We start from the raw sequence: 20,987 nt of genomic DNA on the forward strand, positions 1-20,987 counted from the left end.
AGGAGACTGATGCAAATCCATGTCTGACGACGCAATAATCAAAGATGGTGAAATGGGAAATAACTGCTGTGCAACCGACAAAGCGACGCGAACAAATTGAACAAATCGTAGTCACCGCCGAACAGATGGGCAAGATTGAAGGGCGTATCTTTGAGGCGGGAATGCCTGTGGCGGCGTTGATGGAAAAAGTAGCGGGGTTGATGGCGAGGCGGATTCAAACCCTTTATCCCTATCCGCAAACACGGCGCGTGGGCGTGTTAGTCGGTCCAGGACATAATGGCGGTGATGCGTTGGTGGTGGCGCGGGAGTTACAGTGTCAGGGCTTCGAGGTGCTGATTTACCGTCCGATTCAGAAGCTGAAGGAATTAACCTCCCAACATGCTCAGTATGCGGAGAGTTTGGGGATTCCCTTTTATGAGCAGATTCAGCCGTTGCTGGATTGTGATTTAATTATTGATGGATTGTTCGGATTTGGGCAAACGCGATCGCTCGAAGGAAATCTGGCGGATATGGTTAAACAATTGAATCAACTTTCCCAACCTATCCTCAGTATCGATTTACCCTCTGGAATTCACACGGATACTGGGGAAGTCTTGGGTACAGCGATTCGGGCAAGTCGCACATTCTGCTTGGGGTTATGGAAGCAGGCATTTTTACAAGATCAAGGATTGGATTATCTGGGGGAGGCGGAGTTAGTTGATTTCGGTATTCCCTTGGCAGATATTTGGACAGTTTTGGGTCAATCACCGGGACTTATGCGGGTGACATCCTCTATGGTGCGGGATTGTCTGCCGCTAAAACGTCCAGCCGCTACTTATAAGTATAAGGAAGGGCATCTGCTGCTGATTTGTGGCTCAACCCAATATTCTGGCGGTGCTATTTTAACCGCACTGGGGGCGCGGGCGTCTGGGGTGGGAATGCTGTCTGTGGCGGTTCCGGAATCGCTGAAACCATTATTAGTCAGTCATGTCCCCGAATCGCTGGTGATTGGGTGTCCGGAAACGAACAGTGGCGCGATCGTACAACTGCCTGATTCTGTAAACTTAAGTAAATTTAGTGCGATCGCCTGTGGTCCGGGTTTGACGCTGGATGGGAAGTCTTTGGTACAAGGATTAATGGGGGTGGATTGTCCCCTGATTTTAGACGCTGATGGCTTAAATAGTTTGGCAGAACTGAAAACGATTCCCACGTTAATCCGGCGTCAGGGGGCGACGGTGTTAACGCCTCATGTGGGTGAGTTTAAGCGGTTATTTCCCGATTCGGCTGAGTTACTTCCTAATCGCGTCAGTGCGGTGCAAAAGGCATCTCAATTGAGTCGATCTGTGATTTTATTAAAAGGAGCCAGAAGTGCGATCGCGAATTCTCAGGGATCGGTTTGGTTGGTGCCAGACAGTACACCCGCCCTAGCCCGTGGTGGGAGTGGGGATGTTCTTACGGGGCTGATTGGCGGTTTAGTCGCACAGCCAGCTACAGCTAAATTTCCTCTAGACGCCACCGTCGCGGCGGCAGCTTGGTGGCACGCCCAAGCGGGAATTTTAGCGGCACAGGAACGCACCGAGTTGGGCGTGGATGCTTTTACCTTGTCAGAGTATCTCATGCCCGTGCTTCAAGAGGGTAGAGGGTAGAGATGGGGGAGATGGGGGAGATGGGGGAGATGGGGGAGATGGGGAAGATGAGGGAGATGGGGGAGATGGGGAAGATGGGGGAGATGGGGGAGATGGGGAAGATGGGGGAGATGGGGGAGATGAGGGAGATGGGGAAGATGAGGGAGATGGGGGAGATGGGGAAGATGGGGGAGATGGGGGAGATGGGGGAGATGGGGGAGATGGGGAAGATGGGGGAGATGGGGAAGATGGGAAGAGTTTTGAAAGTTGTAGGGGCGGGTTTTACCATTAACGGGAAGGTTTTCACCCTGATATAACTAAACCCGCCCCAACGGAGTGCCAGAATTCTTCGACCAAGGACAAATGACCAATGACGAATGACCAATGACAAATGACCAATGACGAATGACCAATGACAAATGACCAATGACGAATGACGTAGCTTGCTTCTCGATGAAAGCGAGTATGACGAATGACCAAATAGAGAGATAAGAGATTCAAATACAAAGACTGTGGCAGGATAAAACTCCAGATTGTGTGAACTTTTAATAAAGTCTATAGCCGCTAGACGAAATTCTCTACTCCAGAAGTGTTTACAGCATTAGCTTTCCGGAAGGTTCATCCATTTATCGGTCTTCTCTTGCCATAGCTTTGGGTCTACAAACAAGGTAAGCCATTCTTGCTCCTGAGTATTTGTCACTCGATTATTGGGTTTGTCTTGAACACTTGCCTTGACAAATAGTCTCCGCACGGCTAATATTTTTGACTTTGTTCAACAAGCAACAATTGTCCAATCCGGGGAATTCTGATTTGTCCAGTATTTCGCTGTTGTGGCAACCGAAAAAAGACCAACTGAACCCTCCGTCTTTAAATCCCCAATTGTGTGTTTCCCATGACTAATGAACTACTGCAACAAGTCCGGATTTTAGATCCGGTGTCTGGAACCGACCAACTCGCTGATGTGCTAATTACAGACGGCATCATCAAGGCTGTTGCACCGAAAATTGCGGAGTGGTCAAGTGATACGGTGGTGCGGGATTGCCAAGGTCTAATTTTAGGGACTGGCTTAGTTGATCTTTACAGTCATTCGGGGGAACCCGGATATGAGGAACGAGAAACGTGGGCATCACTGCTGGCGGCGGCGACGGCGGGAGGCTTTACCCGACTAGCCATTTTGCCGGATACCGTACCGCCGTTAGATAATCCTTCTGGACTTGCCCCTGTGCGCCAGCAGGAACGTTCCCATCCCAGCCAATCTTCCCCTCACCTGTATTACTGGGGGGCGATAACCCAGGGGGTGGAAGGACAACAGATGACAGAACTAGCTGAGTTAGCCGCCGCCGGCGTCGTGGGTTTTGCTGATGGGCGTCCTTTATCGAATCTGGCTTTACTGCGGCGAGTGTTAGAATACCTGCGCCCGTTGCCAATTCCTGTGGCGTTATGGGCGTGTGACCCGAAGTTAAAGGGAAATGGGGTGATGCGCGAAGGGGCGAATTCTATCCGTTTTGGTATCCCCGGAAATCCCGCCATGTCAGAATCAGCCGCATTATCTGCCATCATAGAAGTGGTGAGTGCGATCGCGACTCCGGTTCATTTGATGCGTATCTCAACTTGTCGTGGTGTGGAATTGATTCAAGAGGCGAAAGCACGAGGCGTCCCAGTTACTGCCAGCACCTCTTGGATGCATTTGCTACTAGATACTCAAGATGTAAGTAATTATAATCCCAATTTACGCCTCGATCCCCCATTAGGCAATCCCGATGACCGCATCGCCCTCATTGAAGGCATTCGGGATGGCGTGATTGATGCTATTGCCATTGACCATACACCCTACAGCTACGAAGAGAAAACCGTTGCCTTTGCCGAAGCGCCACCGGGAGTTATTGGTTTAGAGTTAGCGTTACCCTTACTTTGGCAATATTTAGTGGAAACGGGCGTATGTTCAGCATTGCAACTGTGGCAAACTATTAGCACAAATCCAGCGTCTTGTCTAGGTCAATCCCCCGCCAAGATAGCCAATGAGCAACCCGCCGAACTGGTGTTATTTAACCCGCAGCAGAGTTGGACAGTGGCACAAGATACCCTGAAATCCCTCTCTAGGAATACACCGTGGTTTGGGAAAAAACTTAGGGGGCGCACGGTTCAAACTTGGTCAGGACTGATGTAATTTTATCCTTGAACAACCATCTGTCTGTAGACAACCCTTCATTATAATCTCACGCCCGGAAACCGTAGGGGCGCACCGACGTTCATTGGTGTCAACTTAAGGTCGAAAAGCAATGCTGGTAAGGTTTTCAGCTATGTCTATCTACTGCTCAAAATTTCCCCCTCATCCCCTAACCCCAACTCCGATCCGTGGGGAGAAGGGGAACCAGATCGAGAGTAGATTGTTATACTGCCACTGGGAGATACTATTCAATCAAGACTCGATAAGCAGATAACCACTCATGCAGCCCACCGACGCCAGCAAATTTACCGACAAAGCCTGGGAAGCGATCGTTAAATCCCAAGACGTTGCCCGCCGCTGTCGCAATCAACAGCTAGAAGTTGAACATGTGGCGATCGCACTCGTGGAACAAGAGGGGTTAGCCGCCCGGATTCTATCACGGGTGACGGTGGATGTGCCGACGTTTAAGCAGCAATTGGAAGCCTTCGCCAACCGCCAAGCCAAGGTGAATAATGTGGATCAACTCTACCTGGGGCGAGGCTTGGATATTATGCTGGATAATGCCGAAGCCGCCCGAGTCGCCCTGGAAGATGATTATATTGCGGTTGAACATTTACTCTTGGGATTAGCCGCCGATGAACGGATTGGACGCCGTTTGTTTAAAGGGTTTGACCTGGATAGTCCCAAACTCGAAGCCGCAATTAAAGCAATTCGGGGTTCGCAAAAAGTCACCGATCAAAGTCCAGAATCCCGCTATGAAGCGCTAGAGAAATTTGGGCGGGATTTGACCGAACAAGCCAAAGCAGGGAAACTTGATCCGGTAATTGGGCGGGATGAAGAGATTCGTCGGGTGGTGCAAGTCTTATCCCGACGTTCTAAAAATAACCCGGTACTCATTGGCGAACCTGGTGTCGGTAAAACCGCGATCGCAGAAGGATTGGCACAACGGATAATTAATGGAGATGTGCCAGAATCTCTCAAAGAACGCCAGTTGATTTCCCTGGATATGGGAAGTTTAATTGCTGGGGCGAAATATCGAGGGGAATTTGAAGACAGACTCCGCGCCGTCTTACGGGAAGTAACCCAGTCCGATGGGCATATTGTCCTATTTATTGATGAATTGCACACCGTTGTCGGTACCGGATCAGGTCAAGGGACAATGGATGCCGGGAATTTACTCAAACCCATGCTAGCGCGAGGCGAATTGCGCTGTATTGGGGCGACAACTTTAGATGAGTACCGCAAGCATATTGAAAAAGACGCCGCCTTGGAACGACGGTTTCAACAGGTACTGGTGCGACAGCCGACGGTGGACAATACTATTTCTATTTTACGGGGACTTAAAGAACGCTACGAAGTTCACCATAATGTAACCATTACCGACTCCGCCTTAGTCGCCGCCGCGACGCTATCGAATCGGTATATTAGCGATCGCTTTTTACCCGATAAAGCCATTGATTTAGTCGATGAAGCCGCCGCTAAGCTGAAAATGGAGATTACCTCCAAACCCGTGGAACTCGAAGCGATTGATCGCAGGCTGATGCAGCTAAAGATGGAAAAGCTATCCCTAGAAGCCGAAAGTCAGCGTCAGGGTGTCGCCGCCGTTAGTAGTGCCTATCAGTCGTCTCAGGAACGGTTAGACCGGATAGAGCAAGAAATTGAGCAACTCGAAACCAATCACCAACAGCTTAACGGACAATGGCAATCGGAAAAACAACTTTTAGAAGAAATTAACGACCTGAAAAAAGAAGAAGACCAACTCCGGGTTAAAATTGAGCAGGCTGAACGCGCCTATGACCTAAACCAAGCTGCCCAGCTTAAGTATGGACAATTAGAAGTACTCCAGCACGATCGCGAGGCAAAAGAGACGATGATGCTGGAACTCCAAGCAAAGGGTTCCGCCTTACTCCGGGAACAAGTCACCGAAGCCGATATTGCCGAAATTGTCGCCAAGTGGACAGGGATTCCCGTAAAACGGCTGCTGGAGTCGGAACGCCAGAAACTGTTGCAGCTAGAAGGACATTTGCACAAACGGGTGATTGGACAAGGGGAAGCCGTAGAAGCCGTCGCCGCCGCCATTCGTCGCGCTAGGGCGGGAATGAAAGATCCCGGACGCCCCATCGGTTCATTCCTCTTCTTGGGACCCACAGGGGTGGGTAAAACGGAATTGGCGCGGGCGTTGGCACAGTTCCTTTTTGACAGTGAGGAGGCTTTAGTCCGGATTGATATGTCCGAGTATATGGAGAAACACGCCGTTTCCCGCTTGGTGGGTGCGCCTCCCGGATATGTGGGTTATGAAGAAGGGGGACAACTCACCGAAGCCATTCGCCGCCGCCCTTACTCGGTGGTATTGCTGGATGAAGTGGAAAAAGCACACCGAGATGTATTTAACATTTTATTACAAGTCCTTGACGACGGACGCATCACCGACTCCCAAGGGCGAACCGTGGATTTCCGCAATACGATTATTGTCATGACCAGTAATATTGGCAGTGATCATATCCTGAATGTAGCGGGAGATGATGCCCAATATGAGGAGATGCGGAAGCGAGTCACCGATGCATTAAGAAAGCAATTTCGCCCCGAATTCGTCAACCGTGTCGATGATATCATCATCTTCCATACCCTGACGCGCAAGGAACTGCGGCAAATTGTCGAGATTCAACTCAAACGGATTGAACGGTTGTTAGCGGATCAGAAAATCTCCATTGAACTGTCATCGACGGCGCAAGACTATGTGGTGAATGTCGGGTATGATCCCGTCTATGGGGCGCGTCCTCTGAAACGGGCAATCCAACGGCAACTCGAAAACCCAATTGCCACCAAGTTATTGGAAAATACATTTGGGGCGGGAGATACAATCCTCGTTCATTGTGTGGATAACGCCCTCACCTTTGAGAAAAAGGAGGCGGTAAATTTGCCGGAACCGCAATCGGTACATTGAACAGGTTTCGTAAAAAATCTTCATTAAAGTTTTAGGAAAATCTCTCCCGAATTCCGCTACTATTCAGTTAGGAGCAGAATCCAGGACAGGGGCATCTCTAAAAAACCTTAAACGTTCGTAGTAAGCGATTTAGCGCCATCAGTGCCTCAACACTAACTACAAACACTTAAACCGATTGTCTTCTCAACTAGGCAAAAGTGACATTTGACTTTTGACCTTTAACGTTTGACTTGTTATGTCTCTCATCTTCACCGTCGCGATTCCCACGTATAATGGCGGAAGCCGAATCCCCGAAGTATTAGAACAACTGCGCCGCCAAACAGGTACAGAATCGATGCGCTGGGAAGTTATCGTTATTGATAACAACAGTACCGATAATACGGCTGAGATTGTTAAAGCTTATCAGGAAAACTGGTCTCCCGACATACCCCTACGATACTGCGTTGAAGCAAGACAAGGGGCAGGATTTGCCCGACAATTAGCCGTTCAGGAAGCCCAAGCCCCCCTGATTGGCTTTTTAGACGATGATAACATTCCCGCCCTCAACTGGGTGGCTGCCGCCGTTGCCTTTGCTCAAGCCTATCCCCAGGCGGGGGCGTATGGCAGTCAAATCCACCCAGACTTTGAAGTACCGCCTCCAGACAGCTTACGACCTATCTTACCTTTTTTAGCGATCGCAGAACGCGGTGAGGAACCATTTCGCTACGAACCCCGTCAAAAGCTATTACCCCCGTCAGCCGGACTGGTAATTCGTAAACAAGCGTACCTCGACAGTGTTCCCAGTCAACTGATTTTAACAGGCAGAATTCAGGGAAATATGCTCACTGGGGAAGACTTAGAAATGTTATGTTATATGCAGCTCAACGGCTGGGAAATTTGGTATAACCCAGCCATGGAAATCAACCATAAAATCCCCCAGAAACGCTTACAGCGAGACTATTTAATTCCTTTTATGCGCGGGATTGGACTCAGCCGTTTTGTCACCCGCATGTTAAGCGTCAAGCCTTGGCAACGCCCCTTCCTCTTTTTTGCCTATACGGTTAACGATTTGCGGAAACTCATTATTCACAGCCTTAAATATCAGGGTAAAATTCAATCCGATTTAGTCGCCGCTTGTCAAAGGCAACTCGTTTTGAGTAGTTTAGAGAGTCCATTTTATTTATACAAGAATGGTTATTTTAGTCGCCCGAACCAAATCATTACCCTGAAAGGTAAGTAGCTGGGTATAAATAAACTGACCCCTAAATACTGCTTGATTAAGGGAAGATGGGGAAGATGGGGAAATTGTAGGGGCGGGTTTTACCACTAACCTTTGCTTTGCACCCTAATATAACTAAACCCGCCCCAAAGGATTACCAGCATTCTGCGACGAATGACCAATGACATAAGACCAATGAAAAATGACTAATGACAGAACAATGTCTGTAGACTTCACAGTAGCGATTCCTACCTATAATGGTGCCAGCCGTTTGCCGAAGCTGTTTGAGAAACTGCGACAGCAAACAGGTTTAGACCAGATTTACTGGGAAATTATTGTTATTGATAATAACAGTAGCGATAATACTGCCCAAGTAGTGCAGGAGTATCAAGGGAACTGGCTACCTGGTGTTCCCTTAACCTACATCCTGGAACCGGAACAAGGGGCGGCGTTTGCCAGATTACGGGCAGTACAAGAAGCACAGGGGGAACTGATTGGATTTTTAGATGATGATAACTTACCCAATCCAGACTGGATAGCCCAAGCGTATTCATTTGCCCAAGAACATCCCCAAGCCGGTGCATTTAGTGGGCAAATTCATGGGGACTTTGAAGTCGAACCGCCGGAAAATTTTCAACGCATCCAAGCCTTTTTAGCCATTCGAGAACATGGTTCCACCCCCCATCAATTTGAACCGCAAAATTTAAGATTACCGCCAGCGGCTTCATTAGTGGTGCGGAAAAAAGCCTGGTGTGAAACTGTACCGTCGCGTCCCACATTAACAGGTAAATTACCCGGAGTAATGATACAGGGGGATGATTATGAACCCTTACTGTACATATATAAAGCTGGATGGGAAATTTGGTATCATCCTGATTTGCATACCTATCATCAAATCCCCCACTGGCGATTAGAACGGAATTATTTACTCTTTATTTGTCGGGGTTGTGGTTTAGCCACATGTCAATTGCGGATGATCAATGCCAAGGCTTGGCAAAAACCCATAATTTTTATCCGCACATTTCTAGGAAATTTACGTCGAGTTGTCTTTCATGTCGCCAAATATCGAAATCAACTTAAAACCAATCTCGTTGCTGCCTGTGAAATGGAGTTTTTTTGGGGAAGTTTAATCAGTTGCTTTTTTTTATTTAGAAAATACAAAATATAAGGTTGATGTAAACGATGCATGTTATAGTTTTAGAAGACAACCCATCAAGACTTGGTGGCAAAGAACGAAGTACACTGGATATTTGCTATAGTTTATATCAGCGGGGACATCATATTCATCTACTTTATGCTGAAAAAGGAGATTTACTCCCCGATTATCAGAAGTTTTGTGATCAAATCATTCAAATCAACAGATTTAAAATCAGTCATGATCAATCTCTAACAACTCACGTCCTATTCCGTTTATGGAATAACCTCGTCAAAATCTATAATATCCCTGGGGATATTGTCTATATTAATCAGTACCATGACAGTCTTTTTGCTAGCGCTTTAGCGTTATTCAAAACGATTCCTCTCCTGTGTCACCTCCGCCACCCACCTCCACCAACGATGTATAAAAAATGGAGATTGGGTCTTAAACTGGTCAAGCAATTTATTGCGATTTCCCATCAAACGAAACAGGATTGGGTTAATCAAGGATTTCCCGAAAAAAAAATAGCCGTAGTTTATAATGGAATTAAGCCGACCTTATTCACTCCAGCCGAAAGCTCGTCTATAGTTAAGAATCAATGGGGCATTGATCAAGGCACAAAAGTAATAGCGTATGTGGGAAGACTGGATAAATCCAAGGGATTAGAAACTCTAATTCGTGGGTTTTCTCGGGTCTTAAAATCAGGGATCAATGCTATTTTGTTAATAGCAGGAAAACCTTATCTTGAAGATTTACATTATCAAAACCATCTGGAAAGAATTGCCGATAAACTAGGAATAAAAACAGCGATTAAATTTACCGGACATCTAGAAAATCCAACTTGGGTTTATCCAATTAGTGATGTTACCGTTCTACCGAGTCTAGATTCTGAACCATTCGGGCGATCAATTATTGAATCAATGGCTTGTGGTACGCCAGTTATCGGCAGTTGTACTGGAGGAATTCCCGAAATTTTAACGGGAGAATTTAAAGTTGGCTTGTTTGAGCCAGGGAATGAACAGGATTTATCAACTGTACTGACCAAACTGATAAAGTGGCGTGAAACAGACCCAACTTTGTCTCAGCGATGCCGTAACCATATTGTAGAACACTTCAACTTGGATAGAACCGTGAACGGGGTTGAGCAAATCATGCTAAACCTTGTTAACAAATGAACGCTTATCCTTAGTTTATTGATGAATAAACTTAAGATCTATGCCAAAAATATCAGTCGTTATTCCAGCCTACAATGCGGCAAAAACCATAAAAGAAACGATTCAATCGGTTTTAAACCAAACTTTTACTGACCTTGAGTTAATTATCATCAACGATGGGTCTCAAGATGCGACATTGGAGATTGTTGAACGTATCCCAGACCCTCGAATTCGCCTATTTTCTTACCCTAACGCTGGACCGACGGTCAGTCGCAACCGGGGAATTTTTCATGCAGTTGGAGACTATATTTCTTTTATTGATGCTGATGACTTATGGACTCCGGATAAACTTGAATCTCAATTTAATGCGCTGCAAACCAATCCGCAAGCGGCTGTGGCTTATAGCTGGACAAATTCTATTGATGAAAGGGGTAAACTACTACGTCGAGGGTTTTACGTTCAGTTGAATGGTGATGTCTACAAAACCCTCTTAGTTATTAATTTTTTGGAAAATGGTTCTAACCCCTTAATTCGTCGAACGGCGTTAGTGGAAATGGGGGGATTTGAAGAGTCCCTGACTCATGGGGAAGATTGGGATATGTGGCTAAGATTGGCGTCCTCCTATGATTTCGTGGCGGTGCCATCTCCTCAAGTTTTATATCGAATCTCTCCCAGTTCAGCCTCCTCTGACGTTTTCAAGCAGGAAGAAGGCTGTTTAATCATGATTGAACGAGCGTTCACGCAAGTTCCTGAATCCTTACAGAATTTGAAACGGCTAACTCTGGCTAATCTTTACAAATATCTGACGAGTAAAGCTCTGGAAGGGATTCCTAGCCGAGCCAACAGTCTAGCTGCTGCACGATTTATTGGGTTAGCACTCAGAAATGATCCGTCTCTGCTGGGAACACGGGTTTTGGGGAAGGTATTATTTAAGATTGCCCTAACCCTGATGTTACCGTCTCAACAGACGCAACGATTGTTGACGAAATTTAATCGGATTTTTAATACTACAAGTTTATTAGGTTATTTGAAATTCTCTTAATTTCGTCAGTAGTATTAATTTTATAAATAGAAAATGAATATGCCAAGTATATCGGTGATTGTTCCAGTTTTTAACGGAGAAATAACCATTAAAGAAACGATTCAATCCGTCTTAAACCAAACCTTTCAAGATTTTGAAATTATTGTCATTAATGATGGATCTCAAGATAAAACCTTAGACATAATTGAGAGTTTTAATTCTCCCAAGATCCAAGTCTTCTCCTATACCAACAGGGGACCAGCCGTGAGTCGCAATCGAGGTCTTGACCACGCCACTGGTGAGTTTATTTCGTTTCTCGATGCAGATGATCTCTGGACGCCGGATAAATTAGAGGCTCAATTAAACGCTTTGCACGCTAATCCTCAAGCGGCGGTTGCTTATAGTTGGACAGATTATATCAATGAATCCGGTCAATTTTTATATCCAGATGAGCGGATTGCTGAGACTGGAGATGTTTATGCCAAACTATTAGTGACTAATTTTTTACACAATGGCTCAAACCCGTTAATTCGCCGCAAAGCATTGCAGGAAATTGGTTGCTTTGATGAGTCACTCTGGGGGTCTGAGGATTGGGATATGTGGTTGCGCCTAGCCGCACGCTATCCTTTTACCGTTGTGCCATACCCCCATAATTTATATCGGATTTCAGGGTATTCAATTTCGTCTAATATTCAAACCCAAGCCAAAGAATGTTTAAAAGTAATTGAGAAAGCCTTTGCTCAAGCCCCTGATTCCCTACAGCACCTCAAAAAACAAAGCCTAGCTAAGCTTTACCAGTATTTAACCTTTAAAGCACTTGAGGGTTTGCCGAATCGCCATAAAGGTTGGCTAGCTGCCCAGTATTACTGGTATACTATTAGCGCTTATCCTCATCTGCTGTGGCAGCGAAAAAAATTAATGGTTGTCATCTTGCTTAAAATTATCTTATGGCTCCTACTGCCGCCACACCAGGCTCGGTTATTTTCAAAACATGGCGGGTCAGTTCTTTCATCAGAGCAAAAATAATTTAAACTGTAGACGATAGTTCAATCAGTTCTGGGGATGAAATTGAATAATTCACCAAGCCTCCATATTTTAATCATGCCGGATTTTCGGTATCCAAATCCCTATCAAAGCCTTCTAGCGGCGGCATTAGAAAAGCAGGGTGTAACTGTTGATTTTTGGCGCTATCCCTATGTCAAAACCTTTCCTATATTTCGGGCGGCTGTGATTCCAGCCTGGAAAAATCCCCAAAATTCCTATCAGGTTGTTCATCTTCATTGGATTCATGAGTATATTGAGAGTTCTTCTCAACTGAAGCAATTGTGGCGATCGCTAAAATTTATCCTGGATATTATTTGTACTCGTTTGGCTGGTGTTAAAATTGTTTGGACGGTGCATAATGCCATGGCTCATGAGTCTAAATTTCCTCGGTTAGAACGTTGGACGAGAAGCTGGGTTGCTCAATGGGTTGATCGGCTCATTTTTCATAGCCAATCGACGTTAGACTCTGTGGCTCAACTGTATGGCTTTGCTCCGACAAAAGCGACAGCGATACCGATTGGACATTATCGGGATGTTTATCATCCTCTGATTGATTCCATCCAAGCGAGAGCAGAATTGGGATTACCGGGAACTGGGCGAATTTACCTCCATTTTGGCTTGCTTAGACCCTATAAAGGGATAGAGAAATTAATTCAGGCATGGCAAAACTGGAATAGGGATGATAGTTTACTTGTCATTGCGGGTAAGCCTCAAGATGAAGCCTATAAAAATAAACTCAATCAACAGGTGGAAGGGATAAATACCATTCGCCTCTATCCCGAATACATCGACAATAGTAAACTCCATCTTTTTTTTAGTGCCGCCAATCTGGTGATTTTACCCTTTGATAAAATCTTAAACTCTAGTAGTTTAATTTTGGCAATGTCTTACGCCAAACCGATTATCGCGCCTCGACTCGGAGGGATTCCCGAAACGATGAAATACGCGGATACCTTGTTATATGATCCAGAGGATGAACAAGGATTAATTAAGGCACTGGAAAAAAGCAAGCATGTTAATCTGGATGAGCTGAGCGAGTCTGTGATTAAGGTTTGCGATCAACTCGATTGGAATGGGATCGGCAAGAAAACCCTAGCCGTCTATCAAATGGCAATGAATCTGAGACATTAAACGATTATTGATACGGCAATGGTTAACTTGATTAAATCGCGACTCTTTCTAGTTGGATGTCCCCGTTCCGGCACAACCTTATTACAAACCCTATTAGCGGCTCATCCTCAAATCGCGTCGTTTCCAGAAACTCAATTCTTTTTAGATTTAACCCAACAGCTAGAGCGTCGGTTATTTGGTCAACCGCCGCTGACGCTCCAAGACCGACTGGAAAACTTAATCAGCGATTGTCGGGTAGGATTAGGGATTGCCTCGCCAAAGTTTAGATTGCGAGTGAATAAATTTATCGACACAATTGGTCGCTCAGAGTTTAGGAAAAGCTTCCCCTGGCGAGGTCGGTGGATGAAGCAAAAAACCCAGGCGTTTATTGAAATCTTGGATACCTTAGCCTTAGAACAGCAGAAACCCTATTGGTTAGAAAAATCCCCCCATCATTTGAGTTATATCGACATTATTGAAAAATATGTCCCCGACCCGAAATTTATTCATCTGGTTCGCAACGGGGAGGATGTGATTGCCTCCATGTATGAAGCCATTAATACCTATGCCAATTGGGGAGAGCGCTATCGCCATAGTTTAGATGCCTGTATTCAGCAATGGATATGGTCAATTCATTTGACTCAACGACAATTACATAAACCGAATCATAAACGGGTCAGCTATGAAACGTTAGTCGCGAAACCTGAAGCCGTACTGCAAGACCTAGCCGCATTTATTGGCATCGACTATCATGAAACGATGCTGCAAGGGTATCAAACCGTGGCAAAACAGGTCGTCTTAGACAATGAATCCTGGAAAGCCCAAGTTTACAAACCGATTCACAATGCCAATTCCCGGAAATTCTACCAGGTTTTCGATCAGCCGCAACAGGATTATGTCCGGGAACGACTCTCGGTTGTCAATTATCCTCAGTGGGTAGAAAAATCCGCAGATGGGGTAGGGTAAGAGCATCTCAATCCCCCTGTACAAAAGGCATTCAGAACAGTTATACTGTAATCATTATTCATAGCATATCCTTTGTGCGGATAACTTCCTCACCTTTAAGTAGTAAGCCGGGGTAGTAAATTCGCCTAAACCCGACGCGGTACATTGATCCGGTTTCGCAAAAAATCTTTATCAAAATTTTACTAAAATGTCTCCCGAATTCAGCTAATATTCAGTTAGAGTTAACATTAGGCAGAGTATCATATCTATGCCAAAATATATACGAAACGTTCGGATTTGCGATGCGATCGCCATCAGCGCATCAGCACTAACGACTAACAAGTAAACCGAATTTGGCTGACTTGGACGCCAGGAAATAAATGTCCGGCTGAAAGCTCAAGTTAGCTAAAACTTACTAGATTAAAGGCTTTGAAACCGTTAAAACGGTACCTGTACCGCAATGGCTATTTCAGTAGCCCCAACCCAATCATCACCCTGAACGTTATGTCACGGGAGACACCAGAACAATGTCTATAGACTTCACGGTAGCTATTCCGACTTATAATGGTGCCAGCCGTTTGCCGAAGTTGCTGGATAAACTGCGACAGCAAGCGGGTTTAGACCAGATTTCCTGGGAAATTATTGTTGTTGATAATAATAGTACCGATAATACCGCTCAAGTGGTGCAGGAGTATCAAGGGAATTGGTTACCCAGTGTTCCTTTAACCTATATCCTCGAACCGGAACAGGGTGCCGCTTTTGCCAGATTACGGGCGGTACAAGAGGCACAGGGGGAACTCATTGGATTTTTAGATGATGATAACATACCCAATCCCGATTGGATAGCCCAAGCCTATTCATTTGCCCAGGAACATCCCCGAGTCGGTGCGTTTAGTGGGCAAATTCATGGGGAGTTTGAAGTTGAACCGCCGGAAAACTTTCAACGCATCCAAGCCTTTTTAGCGATTCGCGAACATGGTTCTACGCCCCATCAATTTGAACCGCAAAATTTGAGATTACCGCCAGCGGCTTCATTAGTGGTGCGGAAAAAAGCCTGGTGTGAAACGGTGCCGCCGCGTCCCACATTAACAGGTAAATTACCGGGAGTGATGATACAGGGGGATGATTATGAACCCTTACTGTACATGTATAAAGCTGGGTGGGAAATTTGGTATCATCCCGATTTGCATACCTATCATCAAATACCGCGCTGGCGATTAGAACGGGATTATTTACTGTCTATTTCACGGGGGTGTGGGTTAGCGACATGTCAACTGCGAATGATTAATGCCACTCCTTGGCAAAAACCTGTGATTTTTATCCGAACGCTGCTTGGTAACTTGCGTCGCCTGATCAGCTACATTATTAAATATCGATGGCAGGTAAAACGGGATCTGATCAAGGCTTGTGAGCTTGAATTTTTCTGGGGGGGCTTTCTCAGTCCTTTTTATTTATGGAGAAAAAATATATCTAATTAATTGAAGTGAATTATGCCAGTAATTTCTGTAATTATTCCCGTTTACAATGCTGAAGTAACCATTCGCGAAACAATTCAATCGGTTTTAGAGCAAACCTTTTCAGATTTTGAACTCATTGTCATCAATGATGGGTCTCAAGATTCAACCTTAGAAATTGTTTCTAATATCCCTGATCCTCGAATTAAGGTATTCTCTTATCCCAATGCAGGTCCCCAAAAAAGCCGCAATCGGGGAATTGAAAAAGCTACCGGTGACTATTTGGCATTTCTCGACGCCGATGATCTGTGGACAGCCGATAAGCTAGATGCCCAATTGCAAGCACTACAGTCGCATCCTGAAGTAGCCGTGGCGTATAGTTGGACAAATTGGGTCGATGAAAAGGGTCAATTTTGGCGTCGAGGAACTTATATTAGTGCCAGTGGTGATGTGCAAGCCAAGCTATTGTTGATTGATTTTATTGGCAGTGGTTCTAATCCATTGATCCGCCGGCAAGCCCTGGAAAAAGTGGGTAATTTTGACGAATCCCTAGTGGGCGGTCAGGATTGGGATATGTGGCTACGATTGGCAGCCTGCTATCCGTTTATTGTGGTGCCAAAACCGCAAGTTTTATATCGGAAATCCCTGTTCTCGAATTCCTGGTCGAATAACGTTGAACGCCAAGAAAAAGGGTTTAAAAACGTGATAGCTAAAGCCCTAGATCAGGCTCCTGAATCGATAAAATCTCTGAGGAGGGATATTATTTCTAACCGTTATAAATGTTTGGTTGTCGATGCTTTAGAACGACCATCTAGTCGTCAACGGGGATTAACAGCAGCTCGATTTATCTGGATAGCACTCAGTAATGATCCGTCTCTTCTCCAAGCACGAGTACTGGTGAAAGTGATGTTGAGAATGACCATTGTGACTCTCTTACCTCCCCAGCAAGCACAAGCATTGCTTACCAAGTTGGGCAAGTTGGCTGAGGTTCATGCTTTATACGGATACCTGCGTTCAGACCCGTCCTGACTGTCCCTAAAATTGACACAAGGAGCAACATAACTATGCCATTGGTATCAATAATTATTCCAGTTTTTAATGGTGAAAAAACAATTAAACAAACCATTGAATCGGTATTGCAGCAAACCGTTGCTGATTTTGAACTGATGGTGATTAATGATGGGTCTACCGATAACACCTTATCCGTCATTTCCCAGATTAATGACTCCCGTTTAAACGTGTTTTCTTATGCCAATGCTGGTTTAGCCGCCAGTCGGAATCGGGGGATTTCCCAAGCCACCGGAAAGTATATCTCCTTCATTGATGCCGATGACCTGTGGAGAGCGGATAAACTAGAAGCCCAAATCAAAGCGTTAGAAGCGAATCCGCAAGCGGGTGTGGCTTATAGTTGGACGGATTGGATTGATGAATCGGGTCAATTTTTACGTCCAGGGGGTCACATTATTGCTAATGGTAATGTTTACAATAAATTGCTTTTGCGAGACTTCGTAGAAGGGGGGTCTAATGTGTTAGTCTTAGCCAAGGCATTTGCTGAAGTCGGGGGCTTTGATGAGTCACTCAATGCGGTAGAAGATTGGGAGATGTGGTTGCGTCTAGCGGCTCCCTATGAATTTGTTTGTGTCCCTTCTGCCCAAATTTTATATCGTATTTCTCCTCACTCCATGTCTACAGATGTTTGGAAAATGGAGGCGGCTAGCTTACGGGTGATTGAACGAGCCTTGGCTCAGGCACCTGAACCCTTAGATTATCTTAAACGGCAGGTTCTGGCAGAACGTTACAAGTATTTTACCTTTAAAGCGATTGAAGGTCGTTTAGAACGGCGACGTGGATTAACAGCTATGCGCTTTTTTGGACAAGTGATAATTCATGATCCGATTTGGTTGCTTAGACCCAAGATAATCAGTATTGTTCTGTTGAAAATTGCTTTAGCGACGATATTCCCGTCTCAACCGACGTATGCTTTACTCAAAAACGTGAAACGGTGATGGTTGATGGTTCATTGTCTGCCCTTGATCCCCATCACCCTCACCTCTCCTGCAAAATCTGATCGTAAATTCCTTCTAACTTCGTGGTATTATGCTTTAAGTTAAATTTTTGCTCTACCTGTTGGCGTCCCGCGATCGCAATCTGTTTTCGGAGTGGTTCGTTGTTGGCTAAGGTCAGGATATTCTCAGCTAGGGCTTGCCAGTCTTTTTCGGCAGCCAAGAAACCGGTTTCGCCGTGGATAATCGCCTCCGGAATTCCGGCGTGAATGGAACTGACGACGGGTACCGCCATGGCTTGGGCTTCGAGTAGGGTTATGGGTAGCCCCTCACAATTGTGGCGACTGTCGGTAACGCTGGGGATACAAAGTAACATCGCTTGATTCAGCCAATCCCGAACCCTATCCGAGGGTTGCGCCCCTAAAAAGCGATAGCGTTTCAGGGAATGGGCAGCTTGTTGTTCTAGGGTTGAGCGTAGTCCACCATCACCAATAACCACCAGTTCGATATCCGGTCGTACTGATTGTACCTGAGCCATTGCCTGAATTAAGTACTGACACCCCTTTTTTTCCACCAGTCGCCCGACGAATAGCACCACAGGCTGACGTGACGGGTTGGGCTGAGGGGCAAACTTATCCACATCAATGCCAATGTAGTGAACAATTATCTTGTCCGGGGGACAGCCTTTTTCAATTAGTTTCGTGCGAATAAATTCAGACACGGCGATACAACAGTGGGCTTTTTTGAATAAATGCCGTCGCCGCCAGAAATACACACGGGTTAAGGGATGGGGACCAAACATGTCACTGAGATCATCGCCGCTGTCCTGATTAACTGTGATATCGTAGCCATGGAAGGTGACAATTAAGGGAACTTTCAGCCGTTGCCTCATGGGTAATGCCCAAACGCCATCGGGTCCAAAATGGGCATGAATCAGGCGGGGTGAGAGTTGTCTCAGGCGACGAAACCAGTCCGGATAGCCTAAGCCAGTGATCAGAAATAAGAGTTTGCGTCTTAGGGTGAGTTTCGCCATCTCGCTGAGCACGAGGGTTCTCTGGGCAGGTAGGGGATAGTTTCTGCCGCGACACCGGGATGTTCCGACGTAGAATCCGGTGTAGGATTCATAGTTTTCCACTTGCGCGGGAATAAATGTTTCCGAGTAGGGTAGGAGCGTATCTCGGTAGATAATAATGTTATTTTCCATAGGGGTAGATGGGGGAGATGGAGTTAACACCTATTTAATTAAGCAGTCTCAACCCCGTGGCAATCATCAGGTGAATTGGTTAGAATTTTTGGGCAAGGATAAGCTGCAAATGATTGAAACGATTTGTGGAACTCGGATGCAGTCCTTCGGTTATCACCTATCCCCATCGCCCATCACGTTTGATGTCAAAAGCGATAAAGTTCCTCATTTTCCAGGTTTTACAGCCGCGTTTGTCTAGACCTGTCTTTATTGTATCGGCACCTCGGTCAGGGTCGAGTTATTTGTATGAAATCACTCGACGCCTACCAGAGGTTTGGTCCTTTGATAAAGAGAATGATCCGTTATGGTTTCAGTTTTTTCCCTATCAGCGGTTATCTGTGCCTACTGATTATATTTTGCCAGCCGAATGTACCCCGGACATGATTAAGGCGTTTCGGCGGGAACTGCTAATCGAAAACCTACGCCATCGCCGCCTCTCTCGCTGGCGAGATGGCTTTAATTATGGCTTACTCAGGAAACCCGTGCGCTATTTGGAGAAAACCGTTGCCAATTGCTTTCATTTAGAGGCGCTGCGGCTTATGTTTCCGGATGCTTTGTTAGTTCATCTGGTTCGCGATGGTAGAGCCTGTGTTTCTTCGATGATGGAGGGTTGGCATTCGGGGGTTTTCTGGAAGCGCCCGTTACCGTTTCCCGAAGGTGCGACGATTTCCCATTGGTGTTATCCGATTCCACCCGGTTGGCAAACGGTGGTTCACCAGTCATTAGCCGAGATTTGTGCCTGGAGTTGGGTGGAGCATAATCGTTATCTGCTGGAGTGGGAACAGGCGAATCCCGATTGGCAGAAACGGTTGATGCGAGTTTCTTATGAAGAGCTTTTAGCTGATCCCCAGGCGGTATTGGAGCAGTTTTGTCAGTTCACTGGATGGGAAATGTCCCCGGAGAGTCTTCAGTATATTCAGGAGGGGCGTCTCAGTTGGACTACGGTTTCCCAGCCGAAAGCGGATAAGTGGAAACAGAAGAATGGTCAGGCGATTAACCAGGTGATGCCTATTATTGCACCGATGATGCGGGAGTTGGGGTATGGGGTTTAGCGCCGTTCGTAGCGCTTACTTCGCTTCCCTCTACTTTGGCAAATCTTGCCATCGTCGTCTCAACTCCAATATTTAGGGTTGGAGGAAAGTGCCATCCCTTCTGTGTTATCTGTGTTTTTGTCAATACTTAGTCATGATTTTTATCGTAAGTTTAACAAAATACATGCGTCCAAGGGGACATTGGGCGTGAGCCGAAAACCATAAATTATACAAAGTTCTACTAAGATTCAAGGGGTTTAGCTGTGTCAGAATTATTGAGACCCACAAAGCACCCACCATAAATACTATACCTGAAAATCGCACACTCATCTCACAATGGCTGTAACCCCTTAAAATTCGTAGATTCTTCTGGAAAAGAGGTAAAAAACGAGCAAGTATGACGTTTTGTTGAGACCTGTACCTGATTGGAAAATTTAAACCCCGGAAGGGGAAAGAATGGTTTAAGTTATCAGGACTTGACAACTTTCACCGAAACGGTCAGTAGTAGGGGTATGTCGTGAATCGTTGTTATCACACCTGAGTGCGATCGCCCAGGGATAATCAGCTCTGATTAGTCCAAACAGAAAGGAAAAAAAGAAAGAATTGGTTAAAAGAAGATTTAACTGTCTATCAAATGGCGTTTGATGTGGCATAAAAATAGAATAATTCCCATCATTGGGTTATTACTCCCCACCACCAAGCAAAGTCGTGTCCGGATAACAAATTGCATCTCTTCCCTGCTCCTCTTGCAAGAAGGCAGAAATAACGGAACAGCTAATATCTCCCCCAGCTTCCCCCGCTTCCCCCGCTCCCCCAGCTCCCCCAGCTTCCCCCGCTCCCCATCTCCCCCGCTCCTCCGCTCCCATCTCCCCCATCTCCCCCAAGTGCGGAGATCCGTATTCTCGAACGGGGGCTATCTGTTCCCCCAAAA

General features: G+C 45.9%; 19 protein-coding genes. 16 read left to right on the forward strand and 3 right to left on the reverse strand.

The features are described from left to right. Window positions 1–44 precede the first annotated feature (44 nt). Both RIB93_RS13910 and RIB93_RS13915 read left to right on the forward strand, forming a co-directional pair. Window positions 45–1,625 (forward strand): NAD(P)H-hydrate dehydratase, encoded by a 1,581-nt coding sequence (locus RIB93_RS13910; protein WP_446373351.1) that lies wholly within the window; start codon window positions 45–47, stop codon window positions 1,623–1,625. Continuing rightward, window positions 1,570–1,896 carry a hypothetical protein gene (locus RIB93_RS13915; protein WP_446373352.1) on the forward strand — a complete coding sequence of 109 codons (327 nt, stop codon included), beginning with the start codon at window positions 1,570–1,572 and terminating at the stop codon, window positions 1,894–1,896. The genes RIB93_RS13910 and RIB93_RS13915 overlap by 56 nt, the downstream gene beginning before the upstream one ends. Window positions 1,897–1,907: 11 nt before the next feature. On the opposite strand, the gene RIB93_RS13920 is transcribed toward RIB93_RS13915, so the two are convergent. Next, window positions 1,908–2,105: a hypothetical protein gene (locus tag RIB93_RS13920; RefSeq protein ID WP_446373353.1), complete on the reverse strand. Its 198-nt coding sequence runs from the start codon at window positions 2,103–2,105 to the stop codon at window positions 1,908–1,910. Window positions 2,106–2,496: 391 nt separating this feature from the next. Here RIB93_RS13920 and RIB93_RS13925 point away from each other — a divergent pair, with 391 nt between their 5' ends. From RIB93_RS13925 to RIB93_RS13980, 12 genes are all read left to right on the forward strand, one after another. After that, entirely contained in the window at window positions 2,497–3,771 is a 1,275-nt protein-coding gene (locus RIB93_RS13925; RefSeq protein WP_446373354.1) for a dihydroorotase, read from the forward strand. Between the two features lie 280 nt (window positions 3,772–4,051). Continuing rightward, a complete protein-coding gene (gene clpB, locus RIB93_RS13930; RefSeq protein WP_446373355.1) occupies window positions 4,052–6,715 on the forward strand; it encodes an ATP-dependent chaperone ClpB in 2,664 nt (887 codons plus the stop codon). A 235-nt stretch (window positions 6,716–6,950) separates the two neighbouring features. After that, complete coding sequence (gene hpsE / locus RIB93_RS13935; protein ID WP_446373356.1) at window positions 6,951–7,934, forward strand: hormogonium polysaccharide biosynthesis glycosyltransferase HpsE; 984 nt, start codon at window positions 6,951–6,953, stop codon at window positions 7,932–7,934. Between the two features lie 199 nt (window positions 7,935–8,133). Then, window positions 8,134–9,081, forward strand: coding sequence for a hormogonium polysaccharide biosynthesis glycosyltransferase HpsE (hpsE, locus tag RIB93_RS13940; RefSeq protein WP_446373390.1), 948 nt, complete (start codon window positions 8,134–8,136; stop codon window positions 9,079–9,081). A gap of 14 nt (window positions 9,082–9,095) precedes the next feature. Beyond that, window positions 9,096–10,226 (forward strand): glycosyltransferase family 4 protein, encoded by a 1,131-nt coding sequence (locus RIB93_RS13945; protein ID WP_446373357.1) that lies wholly within the window; start codon window positions 9,096–9,098, stop codon window positions 10,224–10,226. Between the two features lie 40 nt (window positions 10,227–10,266). Next, entirely contained in the window at window positions 10,267–11,247 is a 981-nt protein-coding gene (locus RIB93_RS13950; protein WP_446373358.1) for a glycosyltransferase, read from the forward strand. A gap of 33 nt (window positions 11,248–11,280) precedes the next feature. Continuing rightward, a complete protein-coding gene (locus RIB93_RS13955; RefSeq protein WP_446373359.1) occupies window positions 11,281–12,252 on the forward strand; it encodes a glycosyltransferase in 972 nt (323 codons plus the stop codon). 42 nt (window positions 12,253–12,294) lie between these two features. Beyond that, window positions 12,295–13,401 (forward strand): glycosyltransferase family 4 protein, encoded by a 1,107-nt coding sequence (locus RIB93_RS13960; protein WP_446373360.1) that lies wholly within the window; start codon window positions 12,295–12,297, stop codon window positions 13,399–13,401. A gap of 18 nt (window positions 13,402–13,419) precedes the next feature. Further along, window positions 13,420–14,346, forward strand: coding sequence for a sulfotransferase family protein (locus RIB93_RS13965; RefSeq protein WP_446373361.1), 927 nt, complete (start codon window positions 13,420–13,422; stop codon window positions 14,344–14,346). Between the two features lie 506 nt (window positions 14,347–14,852). Further along, window positions 14,853–15,803 carry a hormogonium polysaccharide biosynthesis glycosyltransferase HpsE gene (gene hpsE / locus RIB93_RS13970; RefSeq protein WP_446373362.1) on the forward strand — a complete coding sequence of 317 codons (951 nt, stop codon included), beginning with the start codon at window positions 14,853–14,855 and terminating at the stop codon, window positions 15,801–15,803. Between the two features lie 12 nt (window positions 15,804–15,815). Beyond that, window positions 15,816–16,808 (forward strand): glycosyltransferase, encoded by a 993-nt coding sequence (locus RIB93_RS13975; RefSeq protein WP_446373363.1) that lies wholly within the window; start codon window positions 15,816–15,818, stop codon window positions 16,806–16,808. 35 nt (window positions 16,809–16,843) lie between these two features. After that, complete coding sequence (locus tag RIB93_RS13980; RefSeq protein WP_446373364.1) at window positions 16,844–17,785, forward strand: glycosyltransferase; 942 nt, start codon at window positions 16,844–16,846, stop codon at window positions 17,783–17,785. 40 nt (window positions 17,786–17,825) lie between these two features. Here RIB93_RS13980 and RIB93_RS13985 read toward each other — a convergent pair whose 3' ends face one another. Next, a complete protein-coding gene (locus RIB93_RS13985) occupies window positions 17,826–18,986 on the reverse strand; it encodes a glycosyltransferase (RefSeq protein WP_446373365.1) in 1,161 nt (386 codons plus the stop codon). Between RIB93_RS13985 and RIB93_RS13990 the strand changes: the two genes are divergently transcribed. Both RIB93_RS13990 and RIB93_RS13995 read left to right on the forward strand, forming a co-directional pair. Next, window positions 18,973–19,224 carry a hypothetical protein gene (locus tag RIB93_RS13990; RefSeq protein WP_446373366.1) on the forward strand — a complete coding sequence of 84 codons (252 nt, stop codon included), beginning with the start codon at window positions 18,973–18,975 and terminating at the stop codon, window positions 19,222–19,224. The genes RIB93_RS13985 and RIB93_RS13990 overlap by 14 nt on opposite strands. Further along, a complete protein-coding gene (locus tag RIB93_RS13995) occupies window positions 19,169–20,077 on the forward strand; it encodes a sulfotransferase family protein (protein ID WP_446373367.1) in 909 nt (302 codons plus the stop codon). The genes RIB93_RS13990 and RIB93_RS13995 overlap by 56 nt, the downstream gene beginning before the upstream one ends. 662 nt (window positions 20,078–20,739) lie before the next feature. Here the strand turns inward: RIB93_RS13995 and RIB93_RS14000 are convergent. Beyond that, window positions 20,740–20,922 carry a hypothetical protein gene (locus tag RIB93_RS14000; RefSeq protein WP_446373368.1) on the reverse strand — a complete coding sequence of 61 codons (183 nt, stop codon included), beginning with the start codon at window positions 20,920–20,922 and terminating at the stop codon, window positions 20,740–20,742. Window positions 20,923–20,987: the final 65 nt, after the last annotated feature.

This window comes from Coleofasciculus sp. D1-CHI-01, assembly GCF_040218875.1.
Classification (GTDB): Bacteria; Cyanobacteriota; Cyanobacteriia; order Cyanobacteriales; family Coleofasciculaceae; genus Coleofasciculus.

Excerpts from the sequence above, each read along its gene's own strand:
- RIB93_RS13910 (WP_446373351.1), top strand. The coding sequence starts at position 45 with ATGGTGAAATGGGAAATAACTGCTGTGCAACCGACAAAGCGACGCGAA.
- RIB93_RS13915 (WP_446373352.1), top strand. The coding sequence starts at position 1,570 with ATGCTTTTACCTTGTCAGAGTATCTCATGCCCGTGCTTCAAGAGGGTA.
- RIB93_RS13925 (WP_446373354.1), top strand. The coding sequence starts at position 2,497 with ATGACTAATGAACTACTGCAACAAGTCCGGATTTTAGATCCGGTGTCT.
- clpB (WP_446373355.1), top strand. The coding sequence starts at position 4,052 with ATGCAGCCCACCGACGCCAGCAAATTTACCGACAAAGCCTGGGAAGCG.
- hpsE (WP_446373356.1), top strand. The coding sequence starts at position 6,951 with ATGTCTCTCATCTTCACCGTCGCGATTCCCACGTATAATGGCGGAAGC.
- hpsE (WP_446373390.1), top strand. The coding sequence starts at position 8,134 with ATGTCTGTAGACTTCACAGTAGCGATTCCTACCTATAATGGTGCCAGC.
- RIB93_RS13945 (WP_446373357.1), top strand. The coding sequence starts at position 9,096 with ATGCATGTTATAGTTTTAGAAGACAACCCATCAAGACTTGGTGGCAAA.
- RIB93_RS13950 (WP_446373358.1), top strand. The coding sequence starts at position 10,267 with ATGCCAAAAATATCAGTCGTTATTCCAGCCTACAATGCGGCAAAAACC.
- RIB93_RS13955 (WP_446373359.1), top strand. The coding sequence starts at position 11,281 with ATGAATATGCCAAGTATATCGGTGATTGTTCCAGTTTTTAACGGAGAA.
- RIB93_RS13965 (WP_446373361.1), top strand. The coding sequence starts at position 13,420 with ATGGTTAACTTGATTAAATCGCGACTCTTTCTAGTTGGATGTCCCCGT.
- hpsE (WP_446373362.1), top strand. The coding sequence starts at position 14,853 with ATGTCTATAGACTTCACGGTAGCTATTCCGACTTATAATGGTGCCAGC.
- RIB93_RS13975 (WP_446373363.1), top strand. The coding sequence starts at position 15,816 with ATGCCAGTAATTTCTGTAATTATTCCCGTTTACAATGCTGAAGTAACC.
- RIB93_RS13980 (WP_446373364.1), top strand. The coding sequence starts at position 16,844 with ATGCCATTGGTATCAATAATTATTCCAGTTTTTAATGGTGAAAAAACA.
- RIB93_RS13990 (WP_446373366.1), top strand. The coding sequence starts at position 18,973 with ATGTTATTTTCCATAGGGGTAGATGGGGGAGATGGAGTTAACACCTAT.
- RIB93_RS13985 (WP_446373365.1), bottom strand. The coding sequence starts at position 18,986 with ATGGAAAATAACATTATTATCTACCGAGATACGCTCCTACCCTACTCG.
- RIB93_RS13995 (WP_446373367.1), top strand. The coding sequence starts at position 19,169 with ATGTCAAAAGCGATAAAGTTCCTCATTTTCCAGGTTTTACAGCCGCGT.
- RIB93_RS14000 (WP_446373368.1), bottom strand. The coding sequence starts at position 20,922 with ATGGGAGCGGAGGAGCGGGGGAGATGGGGAGCGGGGGAAGCTGGGGGA.